General features: G+C 33.3%; 21 protein-coding genes and 1 riboswitch. Of the genes, 6 read left to right on the forward strand and 15 right to left on the reverse strand.

Annotated features, from left to right (window positions below; genetic code table 11):
• Nucleotides 1-6: 6 nt before the first annotated feature.
• The 6 genes from RT99_RS24090 to RT99_RS24115 all read right to left on the reverse strand — a co-directional run bounded on the left by RT99_RS24090 (nt 7) and on the right by RT99_RS24115 (nt 3,320).
• Nucleotides 7-573, reverse strand: coding sequence for a DUF6252 family protein (locus RT99_RS24090; RefSeq protein ID WP_042567306.1), 567 nt, complete (start codon nt 571-573; stop codon nt 7-9).
• Nucleotides 574-732: 159 nt separating this feature from the next.
• Nucleotides 733-1,128: an inner membrane protein YiaA gene (gene yiaA / locus RT99_RS24095; protein WP_042567307.1), complete on the reverse strand. Its 396-nt coding sequence runs from the start codon at nt 1,126-1,128 to the stop codon at nt 733-735.
• Between the two features lie 156 nt (nt 1,129-1,284).
• Entirely contained in the window at nt 1,285-1,821 is a 537-nt protein-coding gene (locus RT99_RS24100) for a DUF4252 domain-containing protein (protein WP_042567308.1), read from the reverse strand.
• A 2-nt stretch (nt 1,822-1,823) separates the two neighbouring features.
• Nucleotides 1,824-2,351, reverse strand: coding sequence for a DUF4252 domain-containing protein (locus RT99_RS24105; RefSeq protein ID WP_042567309.1), 528 nt, complete (start codon nt 2,349-2,351; stop codon nt 1,824-1,826).
• A gap of 14 nt (nt 2,352-2,365) precedes the next feature.
• Nucleotides 2,366-2,824 (reverse strand): hypothetical protein, encoded by a 459-nt coding sequence (locus RT99_RS24110; RefSeq protein ID WP_042567310.1) that lies wholly within the window; start codon nt 2,822-2,824, stop codon nt 2,366-2,368.
• The gene (locus RT99_RS24115) at nt 2,811-3,320 is read right to left on the reverse strand and encodes an RNA polymerase sigma factor (RefSeq protein ID WP_042567311.1); all 510 of its coding nucleotides are present in this window, start codon (nt 3,318-3,320) and stop codon (nt 2,811-2,813) included. The genes RT99_RS24110 and RT99_RS24115 overlap by 14 nt, the downstream gene beginning before the upstream one ends.
• Before the next feature lie 245 nt (nt 3,321-3,565).
• Between RT99_RS24115 and RT99_RS24120 the strand changes: the two genes are divergently transcribed.
• Nucleotides 3,566-5,038 (forward strand): S41 family peptidase, encoded by a 1,473-nt coding sequence (locus RT99_RS24120; RefSeq protein ID WP_042567312.1) that lies wholly within the window; start codon nt 3,566-3,568, stop codon nt 5,036-5,038.
• 120 nt (nt 5,039-5,158) lie between these two features.
• Here RT99_RS24120 and RT99_RS24125 read toward each other — a convergent pair whose 3' ends face one another.
• From RT99_RS24125 to RT99_RS25770, 7 genes are all read right to left on the reverse strand, one after another.
• Nucleotides 5,159-6,229, reverse strand: a complete 1,071-nt coding sequence (locus RT99_RS24125) for a YncE family protein (RefSeq protein ID WP_042567313.1) — start codon at nt 6,227-6,229, stop codon at nt 5,159-5,161.
• Nucleotides 6,230-6,234: 5 nt separating this feature from the next.
• Nucleotides 6,235-8,097: a TonB-dependent siderophore receptor gene (locus tag RT99_RS24130; RefSeq protein ID WP_042567314.1), complete on the reverse strand. Its 1,863-nt coding sequence runs from the start codon at nt 8,095-8,097 to the stop codon at nt 6,235-6,237.
• Nucleotides 8,098-8,123: 26 nt separating this feature from the next.
• Nucleotides 8,124-8,324, reverse strand: a riboswitch (cobalamin riboswitch).
• Between the two features lie 67 nt (nt 8,325-8,391).
• Nucleotides 8,392-8,928, reverse strand: a complete 537-nt coding sequence (cobC, locus tag RT99_RS24135) for an alpha-ribazole phosphatase family protein (protein ID WP_042567315.1) — start codon at nt 8,926-8,928, stop codon at nt 8,392-8,394.
• A complete protein-coding gene (locus RT99_RS24140; RefSeq protein ID WP_042567316.1) occupies nt 8,913-9,704 on the reverse strand; it encodes an adenosylcobinamide-GDP ribazoletransferase in 792 nt (263 codons plus the stop codon). The genes cobC and RT99_RS24140 overlap by 16 nt, the downstream gene beginning before the upstream one ends.
• 149 nt (nt 9,705-9,853) lie before the next feature.
• Nucleotides 9,854-11,530, reverse strand: coding sequence for a nicotinate-nucleotide--dimethylbenzimidazole phosphoribosyltransferase (cobT, locus tag RT99_RS25065; RefSeq protein WP_082037014.1), 1,677 nt, complete (start codon nt 11,528-11,530; stop codon nt 9,854-9,856).
• A gap of 171 nt (nt 11,531-11,701) precedes the next feature.
• Nucleotides 11,702-12,214 (reverse strand): bifunctional adenosylcobinamide kinase/adenosylcobinamide-phosphate guanylyltransferase, encoded by a 513-nt coding sequence (gene cobU / locus RT99_RS24150; RefSeq protein ID WP_042567317.1) that lies wholly within the window; start codon nt 12,212-12,214, stop codon nt 11,702-11,704.
• Between the two features lie 185 nt (nt 12,215-12,399).
• Nucleotides 12,400-12,600, reverse strand: a complete 201-nt coding sequence (locus tag RT99_RS25770; RefSeq protein WP_242607253.1) for a DUF5522 domain-containing protein — start codon at nt 12,598-12,600, stop codon at nt 12,400-12,402.
• A 333-nt stretch (nt 12,601-12,933) separates the two neighbouring features.
• Between RT99_RS25770 and RT99_RS24160 the strand changes: the two genes are divergently transcribed.
• The 3 genes from RT99_RS24160 (at nt 12,934) to RT99_RS24170 (ending at nt 15,998) form a co-directional block, all read left to right on the forward strand.
• The gene (locus RT99_RS24160; RefSeq protein WP_042567319.1) at nt 12,934-14,076 is read left to right on the forward strand and encodes an ABC transporter substrate-binding protein; all 1,143 of its coding nucleotides are present in this window, start codon (nt 12,934-12,936) and stop codon (nt 14,074-14,076) included.
• A 6-nt stretch (nt 14,077-14,082) separates the two neighbouring features.
• The gene (locus RT99_RS24165; protein ID WP_165587229.1) at nt 14,083-15,111 is read left to right on the forward strand and encodes an iron ABC transporter permease; all 1,029 of its coding nucleotides are present in this window, start codon (nt 14,083-14,085) and stop codon (nt 15,109-15,111) included.
• Nucleotides 15,112-15,218: 107 nt separating this feature from the next.
• Nucleotides 15,219-15,998 carry an ABC transporter ATP-binding protein gene (locus tag RT99_RS24170; protein WP_042567321.1) on the forward strand — a complete coding sequence of 260 codons (780 nt, stop codon included), beginning with the start codon at nt 15,219-15,221 and terminating at the stop codon, nt 15,996-15,998.
• Nucleotides 15,999-16,101: 103 nt separating this feature from the next.
• Here the strand turns inward: RT99_RS24170 and RT99_RS24175 are convergent, their stop codons facing one another.
• Together RT99_RS24175 and RT99_RS24180 are read right to left on the reverse strand one after the other, a co-directional pair.
• Nucleotides 16,102-16,557, reverse strand: a complete 456-nt coding sequence (locus RT99_RS24175) for a tRNA (cytidine(34)-2'-O)-methyltransferase (protein ID WP_042567322.1) — start codon at nt 16,555-16,557, stop codon at nt 16,102-16,104.
• A gap of 52 nt (nt 16,558-16,609) precedes the next feature.
• Nucleotides 16,610-17,191, reverse strand: a complete 582-nt coding sequence (locus RT99_RS24180) for a pseudouridine synthase (RefSeq protein ID WP_042567323.1) — start codon at nt 17,189-17,191, stop codon at nt 16,610-16,612.
• Between the two features lie 137 nt (nt 17,192-17,328).
• Here RT99_RS24180 and RT99_RS24185 point away from each other — a divergent pair, with 137 nt between their 5' ends.
• Nucleotides 17,329-17,700, forward strand: a complete 372-nt coding sequence (locus tag RT99_RS24185; RefSeq protein WP_042567324.1) for a hypothetical protein — start codon at nt 17,329-17,331, stop codon at nt 17,698-17,700.
• 151 nt (nt 17,701-17,851) lie between these two features.
• A complete protein-coding gene (locus RT99_RS24190) occupies nt 17,852-18,604 on the forward strand; it encodes an SDR family NAD(P)-dependent oxidoreductase (RefSeq protein WP_042567325.1) in 753 nt (250 codons plus the stop codon).
• Nucleotides 18,605-18,715 lie beyond the last annotated feature (111 nt).

Genomic DNA, 18,715 nt, shown 5'->3' on the forward strand with positions numbered 1-18,715 from the left:
TGTTTCTTATTTTGCAACATCATATTTATAATTAAATGTTCCTTCAGTTACTTTTGTTGTAACAGGATTAGAAGTACTTATTGGTTTTGAATAATCTTCTACACAATTAAATGAAAATGTCCCTGCTACTGTTTTGGTATTTAAATCAATTGACGTTACTGATAAAGTGCCTTCAATTGGATATTGAATATTTGCTTTACTATTAAAAGACATCTCAATTTCTGTTTTTGATGCATCATTGGTTGCTAATGTAATAGGATAAGTGCCAACTTTAAGGTCACTTCTTTTAATTAAAAGTCTAATTTCATCCATTCCGAAAGTACCTCCATTACGGCCTTGAAGCTGAATATATTCTGTTTCGGGATAATAAGTAAACAATGGTTTTGTAGCAGCATTTGAATTGAATGGATTATTCATTTCCCACAATTTTCCATCGACTTTTGCAGTCATTGCAAATTTTGAAGTTGGTACAGTTGGGTTGTCGGGAGTTTCATCGCTGTTATTATCGCTTGAACAGCTGTTTAAAGCAAGAATAAAAAATAGTAGTACAGTTTTTAAAGTAATTTTCATCATTTATTTTTAGTTGTTAATTAAGGGATAAATGTAGATGAATTTTTGTTGATACTAAATTTTCTAACACAATATTTAGTAATAAAAAAGCTCCATAATTTTATGGAGCTTTTTCGTTTTAACTTGGAAGTTGGTTTTTATCTGAATTATAATTTCAAAAGATTATTCATTAGAAAATGACATATTATCTCTTGTGTTTTTTTGTACTGAAATAGCGCCAAACAACGCTAATAAAAATGCAAATGCATAGAAACCTTTTTCACTTGGTAGAATTGTTGCATTCCAAAGTCCGATTACCAACAATACAATTGATAAAAGAGTTCCGAACCAGCAAATTCCATAATACATATCTGTCACCGGAAGTTTTTCAAGTCTGTCTCTTACACTTTTTTGTAATGAAACTACAGCAAACAGACCAAACATTAGAACTGTAAAATAATATCCTTTTTCGTTTAAAAGCATTTCTGCTCTGGCTAGACCCACAATGTATCCAATCATTCCCGCTCCAAGTGCAACCCAAGATGCTGCAATAAAGGCATTCGATGTTTTTTGTACCATATTTAATATTTTTGGTTAAGTAACAAATATAGTTAAATTCACTTCAGTTTAGAATAAAACAGCATTGAATATTATTAAGTTTAATCTTTCAAATATTATAAGAAAAAAGCTCCAATTATGGAGCTTTTTTTGTTTTTAAAGTAAGTAAAGGATGTATTATTTAACCAATTGCTGCAAAGGCTTTAATTGTTCCATATCTATATTTGATTGCTTCAAAACAGACATTAACGTCATAATATTGTTTGGATTCATGTTTTTTCCTAACACGCGGACTACTGCAAAACCATTTTCTTTTCTATTGGCAAAAACCACAAATTCTTCTATGTTTTCATCAGTACCAACGTAGCTTATTGAAGCCCCGTCTTTACCTGATCCAAAAGACATTAATTTTTGATATTTTGGATTTGCCAAAATAGCTTTAACTTTTGTTCTTTCGGTTTCAAATTGCGCCTGATTTTTATCATTTGCCTTGAATGCCAGAATATTCATCTTGTCAAAAGATTTTAAGGCTTCTGTTTGTTCGGCTGATAATTTTGCTTTTTCTAAGTTTAAAATACTGGGCGAAACATCAAGGGCAATGAAATTTTTGTTCTCTGTGTTTTCTACAAAATACTTTTGCAATGAAGGTTCAGAATTGCAACTTATTAAAGTTACTAATGCTAAAATGGCTGAGGTGAAAACGCTTAGTTTCATGATTATTTTTTGTTTTTAGACGCTTTTTTCAAGTCAGAACCTCCGGGAAGCTGCATTTTATCTGTAAGTACAGAGATTTCGTTTATGTCAAAATTACCGGTTAAAGATAATAAGACAGTTTCTTCGTTTTTGGCACCGTCAATAAACATTAGTAATTCTTTAACCTGAGTGTCGCTGGCACCCGATTTTACTAATATTTTTACATTTCTTCCGCTGTCATTTACTCGCATTAATTCTTCTAAACCTGCAGTTTTTATATATTTATCTGCAGAAGCTTTCATGTCGGCTTCAATTTTAGGGTTTTTGGTTGTAAATACTTTTAAATAGTCTAGTTTTTTGATCAGGCTAATATATTGTTGCATTTCTTTGTCTGAAGCATCAACTTTTACCTTACTCATTAAATCAAACATTTTTTTGTTTACAATTACAGAGGTTACATCGTCCTGTCCATCATATTTATCAAAAGCACTTTGTGCATAAAAAGTAGTGGTAACGAATGCGAAAACTAGTGTTATAATTAAATTTCTCATTTTGATTGATTTTTTTATTGTTTAAAAATTTTGTTTTTTGATTGTTCGTATTCTTTAATGTATTGTACACTTTCAATACCTACATTAACATTGTTTGATAATAAGGCCAAAGCTTTTTGCGTTGCTTTCAGCGCTTCTTCCGGATCATCATAGGTTCCTAATTCTGATTGCGCTACAACCGGGGCTGTATTTTTTTCGCTTACATAAAAATAAGTTCCAATTGATAGTAAAACAACAACAGAAGCTGCAATTGATAACCACGTCACATTTCGTTTTTTAGTTTTTAGTGGAATATTCTGCGTTGATTTTTGTTGTTTTACCTGAGAGAAATAACCAAAAATTGGTTTGTATTGCTCCAAATGCTGCGCAACATTCGGTGAAGAAAAATATTCTTTTAATTCTTTTTCTTCGGCAATAGTAGTTTCTCCCTGAAAGTATTTTTCTAATATATCTTCTATTTTATTTAATTCCATAACGGTGTGTATTAAGCATTGATTCTCTAATTTTTTTTCTCGCTCTCGAAAGTGCTACTCGTATAGCCGTTTCATTCATGTCGACAATTTTCGCAATTTCATCAAATTCATATTGTTCAACATCGCGTAACTGAATTAATATTTGCTGCTGTTCCGGCAACTGACTCATTATTTTTTCTACCCATTCTAAACTGTCAATGTCTTCTAATTGTTTGTCTAATTGAGGTTCTCTGTCGGTAAAATTATTATGTACAATTTTAAGGTTTCCGGCTCTTTTAGATTTTAATTGATCCAGGCAATAATTTTTTGTCATTGTCATTGCTACGGCTTCAACATTATTATAGGCATCGAGATTATCTTTTTTGTTCCATAATTTAACCATTACTTCCTGAGTTGCATCTTCAGCTTCCTCGGTGCTGGTAAGTAATCTTTTTGCCAGACGAAAAACTTTGTCTTTAAAAGGATTAATTAATTCTATAAACACAATTTGGTTCATCTGTGGTTGCTTTTTTTGGTTTTTGGTTAGAGAGGACTAAATATTTAATCTTTTACAGTAAATTTTAGCCAATCATTATTTTTATAAACAAACCTTTATAGAGCGTTTATATAGTCAAGACGAGATACAATTATTTTTGTTACAACAGTATTGAAATTTTTTTATTAGAAAAAAAACAACAAATTTATAAATGTTAAAACTAAAGATAGTATTTTTACGTTAATAGAATATCGAAACATATTTTTATGAAAACAATATTAAGAAGTGTCCTGCTAATTTTTTTATTAGCTTTTTCTTTGCAATCCTGTGAAGATGAGGACGATGTTGCCGCACCCGCTGATTTGCAGGTAAACGATTTTGTCTGGAGAGGATTAAATCAAGTTTATCTGTGGCAGGCTGATGTACCTAATTTAGCTGATGATCGTTTTGCAAATAAAGATGCCTTTAATTCATTTTTAGCGGGCTATTCAAAACCAGAGGAATTGTTTGAAGATTTATTAAATAAGCCGGTAAGCAAATATCCGATTAATGCCATTGACCGTTTTAGCTGGATTGTTGATGATTATACTGTTTTAGAACAGCAACTTAACGGTATCAGTAAAAACAATGGCGTTGATTTCAGGCTTACCAGAGTTTCTGAAGGATCTAATGATTTAGTAGGTTATGTGCGTTATATTATTGCTAATTCTGATGCTTCAACAAAAGATGTTAAAAGAGGTTATTTTTTTACTGCTGTAAACGGAACAAAACTTACAGCTTCAAACTACGAAGCTCTATTGCTAAATAGTGACAGCTATACTTTAAATTTTGCTGACTATAATGGATCGGCATTTGTTTTAAACGGAAAATCTGTTAGTTTAACAAAAACTACTTTAGAAGAAAACCCGATTTTAATTAATAAGGTAATAAATTCAAACGGTCATAAAATAGGTTATTTGATGTATAATGGCTTTTATCGGGACTATGACGCCAGATTAAATGATGCTTTTGGAGAATTAAAAGCACAAGGCGTTACTGATTTAGTGTTAGATCTAAGATATAATGGCGGAGGTTCTATTAACAGCGCAACACTTTTGGCAAGTTTAATTACAGGTCAGTTTGGAGGTAAGATTTTCTCAAAAATACAATACAACATTAAATCAATGGCAGGAATGGATGCGGAGGGCTTAGAGCGTTTAAATATTAAATTTTTAAATAGCGCTGATGCTGGTCTAAATAGTTTAAACCTAACAACGGTATATGTTCTAACTACCGATAATACGGCATCTGCAAGTGAATTGGTTATAAACGGATTAAAACCTTATATTAATGTTGTGCAGATTGGTGAAACAACAATTGGTAAAAATGTTGGTTCTTTTACAGTTTATGACTCACCAACTTTGGACAAAAATTCTAAAGTAAATCCAAATCATAAATATGCGATGCAGCCATTGGTTTTAAAAATTGCCAATTCAGAAGATTTTGGTGATTATACAAGTGGTTTAACACCTACTTATTTACAACAGGAGTTTGTAACCAGTTACGGCGTTTTAGGAGAAACAAACGAACCTTTCCTGGCTACAGCGATATCTAAAATTACCGGTGTAACAGCAAAACGAATTCAGGACGATAAAGAATTCGTTTTACCTTATTTTAGCGATTCCAAAAAAATAAACGGAGTAAGAAATGAAATGTATTTAGAAACTGCTCCAAAAGAATTTCTAAAAGCATTAAGATAAGAGATTAAAAATACGATGATAAATAAAAAAGGCTTTCAGAAATGAAAGCCTTTTTTTTCCAAAAAAAATAAAAAAAATAAAGTAAATTGATTGTTCTGAAAATTTCTTCCAGCTATTTTATTAGTTGTTAAAATAAAAACCGTTTGGCAATATCCCAACGCCAAGTTCACTAGTAAGTGTTCCTGTTAAAGAATAGATATACACATTTCCAGGATCTTGATAATTTCCTGCATCGGCGATGTAGATATTATCGTTTTTTACAGCAAAACCATATAGTGTACTAACTTTTGCAGCTTTAAATATTTCAGCAGTTGGTAATGCGGTAGAAGTTGTCGAAGTTGTATAAATATTACTGTCTACAGTATAATATATTTTACTGTTATTAATATCCATAAAACCAGGATGTGTTACATCTGGGAAAGTAAGTGTTGATGCAATAGTATTGTTGCTCAGGTTAACTTTTACAATTTTACCAGCAGTTTCTGGTGCTGCATAAGAAGGTCTTCCATCACATAAAACATATAAAGTTCCATTATCTTTTACCAATGCACTAGGAACGTCTCCAACTTCAAAGTTTGTTACAACTGTATTAGTAGTAGAATTAATTACTGTTAATGAATTTCCTTGTCCATAACCACCTTTGTGAGCTATATATAGTTTTCCGTCATTTTCAATAATTTTTTCAGGACCTTCAACAACAGAAATTAATGAAGCACTTATAGTATTTGTAGCAAGATCAAGTACTGCTACATAATCATCTGTAGTAACTAGCGGATCTCCCCAGTTTGTGATATATCCTTTTCCGTTTGCAAAAGCAATAAATCTCGGATTGTTTAGATTTGTAGTTATAGTAGTAATACTTTTAAAAGTATATCTGTTAACAACCTCGATTTTGTTTGATGCGTTTACCACTATATAAGCCAAATCACCATTAAAAACAATACATATAGGAGTATCTCCAGTTACTTTTCCCGGGTTTGCTAATGAAAACACATCGTTTTCGATTTGTAAATCATCAGATAAATATGAAATAGCACCGTTTGGAGTTCCAAAATTACCTTCGTTAACAATAAATAATCCGCCATCATAATCACCGCGTGCCTCTTGAGTATTGTCATCATCATTGCTACATGACACAAAAAATGCTGAGCTTACTAGGACAGCTAAAAATAGTTTATTGAATCTTTTCATGGTATTTAAAAATTAAGGTTTATGTATATAGAATAATTTCTTCCGGGCATTTGCCTGCTTGTAACAGGCTGGTAATTTTCGTTCCAAATATTTAGTACTTGAAATCCAAGTTTATAACCCTTCTTTTTGCCAAAATCATAGTCAATTCCAACATTCCCAATGTTATAATCTTTAACTTTAGTTGCAGGATTATTAAAAGGTGTTGTATAGGCATCTCCGTTATATAAATACTGAAAATAAGAAGAGAATTTTTTCCAATTGTAGGAGACAGATCCTGTCAATTTATGGTAAGGAACGTATATCAATTGCTTGTAAATTAATTCTCCTGCAATCAATTGTTCGCTTTCTGAAACTGTATAGGCGTACGTTCCGTTAATTGTAAAATTATTGTTTGCTATTTTTGGTTTCCATTCTAAAATTACTTCAGCACCGTAAGCCCTTACTTTGTCTGTATTTTCAGGAGACCACATATCTCCGCCGCCTTGTGAAGGAACCCAACGCAATAAATTTTTAATAGAATTGTAATAAGCCGTTACTGATACTGAAAAATCTTTGGTAAAAAATTCATTGCCAATTTCAGCCTGATAAGAAGTTTCGGGTTTTAAATCAGGATTGCCGCTTCCTTCCCAAAATAAATCATTATAGGTAGGCATTCTGAAGTTTTTTGAAGCATTTATTTTTACGCGGTAAAAGTCAGTGAACTGATAACGTGTTCCAAACGAAAAAAGAAATGGATTTCCGTAATTGTCTGTTACTTCCTGACGAATACTCGCATTATAATCCCATTTGTCACTTAGTGAATGACTTAGTAATATACTCGCAGAGCCTATTTCTCTTTTTACATTGTCGATACTCGATCCATATCCTTTATTGCGATTATAATCTACAATCGAGTTTAGTTTAATTTTATCATTTACATCAAACGCCAAATCATATTTTATAAGAGAAGTTTCAACCTTTCCGTAAGTGAATAATTCTGAAGTAATACTAGGATAGTATTTATAGGATTCTCCAATATGAGCAACTTTCAATTTTGATGTAAAACGATTAAAAAGACTTTCCCATTCTAATAAATTTCGGGTATTAAAATCACCATATTTGGTTTTGGAACCATTAGGAGAAGTCAAAGAAAAATGACGCTCAGAATCGTAAAACTGGCTATAAGCCTTTAATGTGTTTTTGGAATCAATTTTATAACCAAAAGTGGTATTCATACTAGTATTATAGTATTCGCCATTTGTGTTTCGCTGATCTGTATTGCCCGGATATTTAAAATCATTATCAGAACTGTTTCTGGAAATACTTATCTGAAGACTATATTTATCTGATGCAACGATAGTACGATAGTTGGCGCTCAAAGTATTATAACTTCCTAAGCTAAAAAATACCTGATTTGAGAATTCCTTTTTAAATCGTAAATCATTATTAAGGTGAATGCTTCCGCCAATGGCACTGCTTCCATATAGAACACTTCCGCCTCCGGCTTTTACAGTTATAGAATTGAAATCTCTTGTTCCGATAGTATTAAAATCTGCCTGACCTAAAAACTGGGAATTTATATTTATACCATTCCAGATAACAGCAGTTTGCGCTCCTGTTGTTCCTCTAAAAGAGGGAGCAGAAGTCATTCCCAAACCGTTTTCCTTAAAATAAATAACAGTATTATAGTTTAAAAGCGAAGTTAAGGAAGGCTGATTTTTATTGATAACAGAATCATTTAAAACCTGAACCGATTGTGAGCTGGAGTATTTTTTTAGATTGACATCAGAAACGATAACTTCCTTAAGTTTTGTAATAGAGTCATTTTGCGCCGAAATGAATTGGCACAACAACAGAAAACAAAATGCAAAACGTTTTTTTAAAGTCATAATTTCTACACTCTTTTTCCCGAGAGCTCGATATTTGTTATAAAGGCAGGTCTCCTGGCTTGCGTCTTATTGTTTACCTTCCCACCCGCCGGGGCGAGCAGTGGTTTGTAGATAACAATAAGCATTCATTTAGAACTTAGCTTACAGTTGCGGGAACAGCTCAAGATTTATACTTGATTCCCTTTTAATGTGTTTAATTAAACACAACCTTAATTTGGCGCAAAGATAAAGGTAAAATCATCGAATTTTCAAATTTGTTTCATTTTTTATATCAAATTCTAAACAAAACGACCTTTAAAGTACTATTTTTATTACTTGTCCAAAATCAACTTTATTAGTAAAAGCATCTTTTAGGGGTAAAAAAGTATGATGGCATAAAATGCTTCTAATTACGCCGGCATGAGAAATAATAATTATTGGCTGTTTTATTTCTTCTGAAATTTGATCTGATAAAAAGGCTACCACTCTTTTATGTAATTCAACAAAAGATTCTCCGTTTAAAGCTGGAATATTAACAAAATCCTCCATCCACGGATTCAGTTGTTCGGGCAGAATATCATTCCAGTTTTTCATTTCCCAATCGCCAAAATTCATTTCCATCAATCGTTTGTCTTCCTGATAAGAAATAGTTTTTATTCTTTTTTGAATGTGTTTTGCTAAAATGGAACATCTTTTTAATGGACTTGAAAATATAATGGCTTCAGCAGGTAATTGCGAAATGATGTTTTCGAAAACCAAATCAAAAGGTTCAGCAATAGCAACATCCGATTGTCCGTAACAAACTCCTTTTTCACAAATAGTTTCGGTATGGCGAACTAGATAAATTTCCATAGAAAAAGAATACTTAAATAGTAAATAACTTCACAAACCTGTTGCGTTGCGCCAAGACAATCTCCCGTATATCCATCAATCCATTTTTGGAAATAACGAGCCAAGAAATAACGAGTGAGGAAAACTGGAATTATCGCAAACAAAATTTTATACTGAAAAAAAGCAAGTGCCAACAAAGGAATTAATCCGAAGAAGAAAGCACCAAAAACTTCTTTCCAACTATGCTTATTTGCGATTGGCTTACTTTTGCTCGAAGCATCATCGCGCGAATATTCATGTGTAAAAATGATCGAAATTGCAGCTAAACGACTTAAAGAATGAGCCGAAATAAACAAAAGGAAAACAAGAAGATGAGAATTATCAGTGGTAAAAAGCAAAATGCCTTCTGAAAGTAATTTGAATTTTAATAAAAAAAGTAAAACCAAACCAATTGCACCATAAGCGCCAATAGCACTGTCTTTCATAATGATCAGGATTTTTTCTTTTGTCCATCCTCCGCCAAAACCATCACAGACATCTGCAAAACCATCTTCGTGAAAAGCTCCCGTTGTTAAAACAGAAGTAATAATTGCAAAAATAACGGCAGTTTCTGTGGATAGAAAAAAGGAAAAAAGATAGAAAGTTAAAAAAGAAATGCTTCCAACAATCCATCCTATAAAAGGAAAGTAACGAGTAGCTTTATTTAAATATTCAGGATTATGATCGATGTTTTTGGGACAGGGAATTCGGGTGTAAAACATTAAACAGGTAAAGAAGATATGTAGTTCTTTTTTCATTTAAGAGATTTGTTGTTAATTTTAAGAAAATATATTTTAGGTAATCTTGTCATTTCGACGAAGGAGAAATCACACTAGAAACTCACGTACAGTGCGTCGCTCTCTGGATGTGATTTCTCCTTCGTCGAAATGACAAACGAAAGACTTGATTACTTCCTACTAACCCCCGCACTCTCAAAACTAGCCATTTCATTCAAAAAAGCTTCGGCCGATTTTAAAATAGGAAAAGCAATCGCACAGCCTGTTCCTTCACCTAGGCGCAAATCTAGATTTAAAATAGGTTTTGCATGTAAATAATCAAGTAATTTTTGATGTGCTTTTTCGGCAGAACAATGGCAGAAAACAGCATTTTTATGAATATCAGAATTTATTTTCGAAGCGATTAAAAAAGCCACGCTGCAAATAAAACCATCAACCAAAATTATCATTTTATTTTCAAAAGCAGTTAACATTCCACTTGCCATTTGTATGATTTCGAAACCGCCAAAATAAGCCAATTGCTGCATTAATTCGGCTTGACCGGAATAATTATCAATTGCTTTTTGAAGTATATTTTGTTTTTGAAGTAATTTTTCAGCTTCAACTCCAGTTCCTTTTCCCACACATTCTTCAATAGAAAAACTAGTTAAAAGACTCATTAAAACCGAAGCTGTTGAAGTATTTCCAATTCCCATTTCTCCAAAACCAATGCAATTTGAATTTGCTTTTGCAATATCATCAACAATAGATTTTCCTTTTTCAAAACACAATTGCAATTCCGTTTCACTCATTGCCGGCGCATGCAGAAACGATTGTGTCCCTTTTGCAATTTTAGCGTTGATTAAATTAGCATTTGTTGGAAAATCGTAGTTTACGCCAGCATCTACAATGGATAACTGAATATTATTTTGATTACAAAAAACATTGATTGCAGCACCGCCTTCAAGAAAATTACCAACCATTTGTCGTGTCACATCTTGCGGATAGGCGCTTACACCATGATTTGCGATTCCGTGATCTGCGGCAAAAACCACAATGTTTGGGTTTGTAATTTTAGGATTTAAGGTTTCAAAAACCGTTGCCATCTGAAAAGCCAAAGTTTCTAAAGTTCCCAAAGAACCAACAGGTTTGGTTTTAGAATCTATTTTTTCCTGTAGAAGTTTAGCAAAGTCATTTTTGGTATCAGATTTTTTTGTTTTTAATTGAAAATCTAAAACATGACTTTCAACCACATTTTTGATTTCTTTACAATCCGGAACTTCCGATTTCTGCTTCCAGTGCAACTGCTGCAGCATCGGCTGGTTATTGTAATTCGTTGCCGGTTTTCCAATGCAGAAATAGCCCAAAGGTTCAATGTTTTCAGGTAAATCAAGGATTTTTTTAAACTGATAATAGTTCAGGATCGAAACCCAGCCCATTCCGTAACCTTGTTCTGTAAGCGAAAGCCAAATATTTTGTGCAGCACAAACCGAACTAAACTTTACCGCCTCATTACTGCCAACAGTTCCAATGGTAAACTGATTTAAAACAGATCTGTCGTACGCAATAATAAGTCCGATTGGAGCTTCTTCAATCGCTTCGAGTTTTAATGATCTGTAATGTTCTTTTTGTTCCGGATTATCGGTGAGTTCTTCGGCTTTTTTATTATAATCTAAAAATAGTTCTTTAATAGCACTTTTTACTTCTGCCGATTTAATGATAAAATATCTCGTAGCATCCGTCAATCCAACCGAAGGCGCCCAATGTCCGGCCTGCAAAGCTTTTTCGATTACTTCGTCAGGAACTTCATCGGTTGTGAAATGTCGGGTATCGCGACGGGATTTTAATATATCATCTAAATGGCTCATAATTTATAAAATTACAATTTTTAAATTCCAAATATGTGGGAAATTCCAATAAAAAAATCCAAATTCCAAAAAAGGAAATATTAATACAATTTGAAAATTTAGTACATAAGTAAAGATAAACTATAGCTTTGGAATTTGGAATTTTAAAAATTTGGAATTTATTTTTAGAAATTACAACCCCTTAATCCTAACCGGAATTCCAGAAACCATCAAAATAACTTCATCTGCTTTTGATGCCAAAAACTGATTCATCCAACCTTGCAGTTCTGTAAATTTTCTTCCAATGTGGGTTTCTGCATGAACGCCCATTCCAATTTCATTGGTTACAATAATAAATATTGTATTTTCCTGACTGGCAATCGAAAGGAATTCTTTTTTGGCCTCTTCAAGGCTTAAATTTACATCATAATTAGTGTCGACAAAAAAGTTCGTCAGCCAAAGCGTAACGCAATCAATCAGCGCCACTTTTCCTGAAAAATCAATTTCACTAATATGTTTTTCATTTTCTATATTGGTCCAGCGTTCGTCGCGTTCTTGTTGATGACGATCGATTCTATTTTGAAAATCAACATCCCATTTTCTGGCTGTTGCTACATAAATTGGAGATTCTGAAAGCTGTAAAGCCAGATTTTGCGCATAAGTGCTTTTTCCTGATCGTTCGCCGCCGGTAATTAAGTAGATCATTTTTTAATTATGAGTTGTAAGTTTTGAGTTATGAATTATTGTGGCGTTCCCCAAGGGTCGGGCTATACGCTTTATCTTTTATTTTTTTAAAGAAAAAAAATAAAAGGATGCCGCTTCTATCCCTAACGCAAAAGACCAATTAGATTTTAAGAAATGAATACGAACCAACAATTTATAATTTATAATTAATAGGGGCAATGCCGACAGTTGTTACCACAGCAATTTCCTCTTTTTAAATGAAACCACGTTGTAAAAACATAATTGCCGTTTTCAATATAAAAATCAACATCCTCGATTAGTTTTTCGGTTTTTGGTAAAGATAGTGCTTTATTTTGTAGTGCTTTTTGCGGAGTCATAGTTTCTATATAAGCGTCTATTTTGTCCATACAAGCTTCTTTGAAGCAATCTGGGCAGAGGCAATCTCCTCCATCAGAAAGATTAAAAATAGGAGGGTAGTCGTTACACCAACATTTGTTTTCAACAGAAATATCTCCGCAACTAAATGCAGAGTCGCAACTCGAGCAAATTTTGGTTTTTGTGGTATTCATAATAGTAGGTAAAGATAAATTTGGTTTTTGTAAGAATAAAGGTAAATAAAAAATTTATAAATTGCGTTACCTTTGTCCTCATTGAAAAATTTCGATTGTGAATCGCCGTGATTCAAATTTGAATGACAATAAGCAATAACGATACCATATTTCAAAATATATAACCTACATATGAAACATTTATTTCCAAAAACTATTTTTGTTTTATCATTTTTTCTTCTGGTTGGATGTAAAAAAAATGAAGCTCCGGAGATCGTAAAAACTGAAATTCCCCAAAATAGTATAGAGTTTGCTTCCGGACTTTCAATTGTTAAACACTCAGGATATTCTGTGGTTACAGTTACAGAGCCCTGGCCAAATGCGAATGCAAAATTCACATATATTTTAAAAGAAAAAGAAGCAAAAGTTCCGGATAGTCTGCAAAAATATACCACAATAAAAGTGCCTTTAGAATCTGTTGTTGTTACTTCAACTACAAATATTCCGTTTTTGGAAATGCTTGACGTTGAAGATAAATTAGTTGGTTTTCCTCATACTGATTATGTTTCTTCAGAAAAAACAAGAGTTTTGATTGATAAAGGTTCAGTAAAAAATGTGGGACAAAATGAAAAATTGAATATCGAGCAGCTAATAGAATTGTCTCCGGATTTGATTATAACTTTTGGGGTAGATAATAACAACCCAATGTTGGATAATTTGAAAAAAAGCGGTTTAAATGTTTTTATTCAGGCAGATTGGATGGAACAATCCCCGCTTGGAAAAGCAGAATGGATTAAACTTTACGGTGCATTGTTTGGCAAGGAAGATAAAGCCAAAGAATTGTTTGATAAAATTGTTGAAAGCTACAATCAGGCAAAAAAATTAGTGGCAGATCAGCCGGCAACTTCAACCGTTTTGTATGGTTCTATGTATGAAGATGTTTGGTATGTAGCCAAAGGAAATAGCTGGGTTGCACAATTCATGAATGATGCCCATGCCAATTATTTATGGGCCGATTTAAAAGGAAGCGGAAGTGAAGGTTTATCTTTTGAAAAAGTATTAGACAAAGCCAAAACTGCTAATTTCTGGATTGCTTCGGGCTCATTTAAAACATTGGATGAGTTCGGAAAAAGCAATCCGCATTACACACAATTTGATGCTTTTACTTCTAAAAACGTATATACTTTTGAAGGAAAATTTGGAGCAACTGGCGGAACAGTTTATTATGAATTGGCACCAAGTCGTCCCGATTTAGTTTTAAAAGATTATATCAAAATTTTTCACCCTGATTTATTGCCAAGCTACGAATTTACCTTTGCCTCTAAACTAAATTAAGATTCATTGATAAATTCAAAGCGAAATATAATTCTGTTTTTTGTACTTGGTTTAGTGCTGTTATTTATGTTTTTTCTGGACATAAGTTTAGGATCAATTACAATTCCGTTTAAAGAAGTATATACCAGTTTAACAGGCGGACAAGCCAGTAAATCAACTTGGGAATATATCATTATTAATTATCGTTTACCAAAAGCTATAACAGCCTTTTTGGTTGGCGTAGGATTATCAATTAGCGGTTTATTAATGCAAACTTTATTCAGAAATCCGTTAGCCGGACCAGATGTTTTGGGTTTGAGTTCCGGAGCCATTTTAGCCGTTGCGATTGTTATTTTGGGTGCGGGATTTTTGCCTTCGTTTTTAAATGCTATTCTTTTATCACCATACGGACTTGTTATTGCCTCAACATTAGGCAGCGTTTCGGTTTTGCTTTTGGTTTTATTGGTCGCGCAGCGATTGCGAAATACAATGGCGATTTTAATTGTAGGGCTTATGTTTGGGAGTTTTACAAGTGCAATTGTGGGTGTTTTAACTTATTTTAGTTCGGCAGAACAATTGCAGAAATTTACATTTTGGTCGTTGGGAAGTTTAGGAAATCTTTCCTGGACATCAATTTCTGTTTTGGCTGTTTGTGTTGGTTTTGGTTTGCTTTTAAGTGCCGGAAGTATTAAACCTTTAAACGCATTGCTTCTGGGAGAAAATTATGCTAAAAGTATGGGACTGAATTACAAAAAAGCCCAGCTAATCATCATATTTGCAACAAGTATACTGGCAGGAAGCATAACAGCTTTTGCTGGTCCGATTGCTTTTATAGGTCTTGCAGTTCCGCATATTGCAAAGCTTACTTTTCAAACTAGTAATCACGCCGTTTTATATTGGAGCACGCTTTTTTATGGCGGAATAATTATGTTGTTTTGTGATATCGCTTCGCAATTACCCGGATTAGAAACCACTTTGCCAATTAATGCAATTACATCTATAATTGGTGCTCCGGTTGTAGTCTGGTTGTTAATGCGAAAAAGAAATTTTCAGTAAATTATTTGGAACACGGATTACGCGGATTAAACGGATTTACGCAGATCATTTTAATCTATGTGAAAAAACTTAGCAATTAGTATTTCAGAATCTTAGCATCTTAAAAAATGAGCAGTATTATCTTATCAACTTCAAATCTAAATATTGGTTATAAAACCAAGAAAGCAATTGTGACTATTGCTGAAAATCTAAATTTGAATTTATCCTCAGGAAAACTCATTTCTTTGATTGGTGCAAACGGAATTGGAAAATCTACTTTATTGCGAACTATCACAGGAATTCAACAGCCATTATCCGGACATGTTTCTCTAAATGATAAAAATATAAATACTTACAAACCTTTAGAATTAGCACAAAATCTAAGTTTGGTTTTAACAGAAAAATTACCGCCAAGTAACCTTTCTGTTTTTGAACTTGTTGCTTTAGGAAGACAGCCTTATACTAATTGGATTGGAACTTTGACCCAAACAGATATTGAGAAAGTCCAAGAAGCCATGCAATTGACTCAAATCGAACATTTATCTGCAAAAAGGCATTACGAAATTAGCGACGGACAATTACAAAAGGTTTTAATTGCGAGAGCGTTGGCACAAGATACTCCACTGATTATTCTTGACGAACCTACAACACATCTTGATTTGTTGCATAAAGTTTCGCTTTTTAAATTACTGAAAAAGCTAACGCAGGAAACTCAAAAATGTATTTTGTTTTCAACACACGATATCGATCTTGCGATTCAGTTAAGTGATGAAATGATTATTATGACGCCGGAAACTGTCGTTCAGGATGAGCCTTGCAATTTAATTTCCAACGGAAGTTTTGCAACTTTATTCAAAGATGAGCATATTATTTTTGATGCCGAGAAAGGGAAGTTTATTGTGACTTGATTCGTTTCCTGCAAGGTTTTCAAAACCTTGTAGGTATTGCGTTTTTTTACAACCTTTAAATTTTATACCTACAAGGTTTTGAAAACCTTGCAGGAAAAGCAGATTATTTCTTCAATCCAATTTGTCTCTTCGCCTCACCAACCACAAAAGCTACAGAATTTGCAATATTGAAACTGCGTATTAATTTCGACATTGGAATCGTTAAATGATTTTCGAAACGAGCCAAAACTTCTTTGCTTAAACCGACGCTTTCTTTTCCGAAAACCAACCAGTCACCGTCTTGAAATTCAGTTTCCAAATACGATTTTTCAGCATGAGAACTCATTAAAAACACACGTGATTGATCTGGAATCTGCGCAATCCATTCTTCTATATTTTGATATTCGGTTACATCAAGGTGAACCCAGTAATCCAAACCTGAACGTTTAAGATTTTTATCATTTATAACAAAACCAAAAGGATGAATTAAATGCAGTCGGCTTTCGGTTCCCACGCATAATCTTCCAATATTTCCCGTATTATTTGGTATTTCCGGTTCGACAAGAACAACGTTTAGCATTATCGTTTATTTGTTAATTTGTTTAATCGTTTATTTGGGAATTATCTAATTCTCAAATTGACACATTATCTAATTTAAAATCGGGAACTTCGATAACTTCTCCGGCTTTTAGGTTTTGCAAATATACATTTCCTATTCTAACCCGAACTAATCTAAGAGTTGGAAAACCAACGGCTGCAGTCATTTTTCGAACCTGACGAAATTTGCCTTCATTTACAGTAATTGAAGCCCAGGAAGTTGGTCCATGTCGCTCATCTCTGATTTTTTTTGCTCTTGGTCCAAAATCCGGAATTTCGGTAACGATAAATGCAGAACAAGGTTTTGTCGTGTATTTTCCACCTTCAAAACCAATCTCAACGCCTTTTTGCAATTGTTCGATCGCTTCAGTAGTAATTATTCCATCAACTTGTACATAGTATTCTTTATCTACTTTTTTGCTTCTTATTTGTTCGCTGACTTTTCCGTCAGTAGTTAGCAAAAGCAATCCTTCAGAATCTTCGTCTAAACGTCCAATTGCCATAGTTCCTTCTGGAAAATCGTGCAATTCGCCCAGGAGTTTTTTCTTTCTTTTCAATTCATAAATAAATTGACTCAAATAACCATAAGGCTTAAAAAGAATAAAGTGTTGATGCATGTTTTATTTTTTGCAAAGATAGTTTTGTTTCATCTTCATTAAAAATAATACGGGAATAAACTAAAAGCAATGTTAAACCATTTAGTTTTAAAATTTAGAATTCGTAATATTATATAAGAACTTTAAAAAATAATGATATGGGAACTAATGATTTAGGCTCTAAAAAAATAAATGGAGTACAAAAAAATATAGACGAATCTAAAGGAAAAAATATTTCGCACGATGGAAAAGCCGACGATGCCAATTTGAAAAAAGAAGTTGTAGCAGATCAGGACGGAAATAAAAAAGTAGTAGAAAGAGCGCGAAATGAAAATGAGGAAATCAAAAAAATCAAAGGTGATGTAGATCCAAATAATGCCAATGCAAACCGTGGAGTTTCATCTGAAGAAGAGGCAAAAAAAACAGTCGAAAACAAAGATCGAAATTCTGACATTACGCCAAATCGTTATCCTAATTCAGATCCGGAAAGCCATGAAGATCGAGGCAATATGAAATTGGATGAAGAGTAATACTAAGAAAAAAAAGGATGATTTACGTGATTTTAATGTGAAATAACATTTGATTGTGATAAAGTCTTAATCTTATTGTAAACCTTGGTTTTGGTATGGTCAGCGGTTAAGATCTTCGTAAATTGTTGCTATAAATTTAAATTTTAAGAATATGTCACTTTTAGAAAACAAAGTAGCTTTTGTATCAGGTGGTGGTTCAGGAATTGGACGCGCTGTTGCAGAATCTTACGCTCGTGAAGGAGCAAAAGTAGTAGTTTCGGATATTAATGTTGAGCACGGGGAAGAAACCGTAAAAATTATAAAAGATGCCGGAGGAGAAGCCTTTTTTGTAAAAGGCGATTCGTCCAGCGCAATCGACAACAAGCACATGGTTGAAGTAGCGGTTTCAAAATACGGCCGACTTGATATTGCATGTAACAATGCAGGGATGGGCGGACCTGCAAAACCAACTGGAGAATACGAACCGGAGGCTTGGGATAAAGTAATCGCTTTAAATTTAAGTGGTGTATTTTATGCCTGTCGTTATCAATTAGAACAAATGGAGAAAAATGGTGGTGGAAGTATAGTAAATATTGCTTCTATTCACGGTCAGGTTGCGGCGCCATTAAGTCCGGCATATACAGCATCAAAACATGGAGTTGTTGGTTTAACTAAAAATATTGCTGCGGAATATGCACAAAAAAATATTCGCTGCAACGCTGTTGGTCCGGGTTATATAGAAACAGCTTTATTGAAAGATAATCTGAATAAAGAGGCGATGACTGCCATTGCTGCAAAAGCTCCAATGAACCGTTTAGGAACTGCCGAAGAAATAGCAGAACTTGTTACTTTTTTAAGTTCTGAAAAATCTTCTTTCACAACCGGAAGTTATATTATTGCCGACGGAGGTTATACAGCAATTTAAAAATCAGTTTTATATATATTAGCAAGCTGCCTGAAATTCGGGCAGCTTTTTTTATTTGCTAAATTTTAAATTAAAAGCTAATTTTCTTATTAAAAAATAAGGGGTTTAGAA

Source organism: Flavobacterium sp. MEB061, from assembly GCF_000834715.1.
In the GTDB taxonomy this organism is placed as follows: Bacteria; Bacteroidota; Bacteroidia; order Flavobacteriales; family Flavobacteriaceae; genus Flavobacterium; species Flavobacterium pectinovorum.

What these genes read in the sequence shown, in the direction of transcription:
- RT99_RS24090 (WP_042567306.1), bottom strand. Translation starts at nt 573, where the DNA reads ATGATGAAAATTACTTTAAAAACTGTACTACTATTTTTTATTCTTGCT.
- yiaA (WP_042567307.1), bottom strand. Translation starts at nt 1,128, where the DNA reads ATGGTACAAAAAACATCGAATGCCTTTATTGCAGCATCTTGGGTTGCA.
- RT99_RS24100 (WP_042567308.1), bottom strand. Translation starts at nt 1,821, where the DNA reads ATGAAACTAAGCGTTTTCACCTCAGCCATTTTAGCATTAGTAACTTTA.
- RT99_RS24105 (WP_042567309.1), bottom strand. Translation starts at nt 2,351, where the DNA reads ATGAGAAATTTAATTATAACACTAGTTTTCGCATTCGTTACCACTACT.
- RT99_RS24110 (WP_042567310.1), bottom strand. Translation starts at nt 2,824, where the DNA reads ATGGAATTAAATAAAATAGAAGATATATTAGAAAAATACTTTCAGGGA.
- RT99_RS24115 (WP_042567311.1), bottom strand. Translation starts at nt 3,320, where the DNA reads ATGAACCAAATTGTGTTTATAGAATTAATTAATCCTTTTAAAGACAAA.
- RT99_RS24120 (WP_042567312.1), top strand. Translation starts at nt 3,566, where the DNA reads ATGAAAACAATATTAAGAAGTGTCCTGCTAATTTTTTTATTAGCTTTT.
- RT99_RS24125 (WP_042567313.1), bottom strand. Translation starts at nt 6,229, where the DNA reads ATGAAAAGATTCAATAAACTATTTTTAGCTGTCCTAGTAAGCTCAGCA.
- RT99_RS24130 (WP_042567314.1), bottom strand. Translation starts at nt 8,097, where the DNA reads ATGACTTTAAAAAAACGTTTTGCATTTTGTTTTCTGTTGTTGTGCCAA.
- cobC (WP_042567315.1), bottom strand. Translation starts at nt 8,928, where the DNA reads ATGGAAATTTATCTAGTTCGCCATACCGAAACTATTTGTGAAAAAGGA.
- RT99_RS24140 (WP_042567316.1), bottom strand. Translation starts at nt 9,704, where the DNA reads ATGAAAAAAGAACTACATATCTTCTTTACCTGTTTAATGTTTTACACC.
- cobT (WP_082037014.1), bottom strand. Translation starts at nt 11,530, where the DNA reads ATGAGCCATTTAGATGATATATTAAAATCCCGTCGCGATACCCGACAT.
- cobU (WP_042567317.1), bottom strand. Translation starts at nt 12,214, where the DNA reads ATGATCTACTTAATTACCGGCGGCGAACGATCAGGAAAAAGCACTTAT.
- RT99_RS25770 (WP_242607253.1), bottom strand. Translation starts at nt 12,600, where the DNA reads ATGGACAAAATAGACGCTTATATAGAAACTATGACTCCGCAAAAAGCA.
- RT99_RS24160 (WP_042567319.1), top strand. Translation starts at nt 12,934, where the DNA reads ATGAAACATTTATTTCCAAAAACTATTTTTGTTTTATCATTTTTTCTT.
- RT99_RS24170 (WP_042567321.1), top strand. Translation starts at nt 15,219, where the DNA reads ATGAGCAGTATTATCTTATCAACTTCAAATCTAAATATTGGTTATAAA.
- RT99_RS24175 (WP_042567322.1), bottom strand. Translation starts at nt 16,557, where the DNA reads ATGCTAAACGTTGTTCTTGTCGAACCGGAAATACCAAATAATACGGGA.
- RT99_RS24180 (WP_042567323.1), bottom strand. Translation starts at nt 17,191, where the DNA reads ATGCATCAACACTTTATTCTTTTTAAGCCTTATGGTTATTTGAGTCAA.
- RT99_RS24185 (WP_042567324.1), top strand. Translation starts at nt 17,329, where the DNA reads ATGGGAACTAATGATTTAGGCTCTAAAAAAATAAATGGAGTACAAAAA.
- RT99_RS24190 (WP_042567325.1), top strand. Translation starts at nt 17,852, where the DNA reads ATGTCACTTTTAGAAAACAAAGTAGCTTTTGTATCAGGTGGTGGTTCA.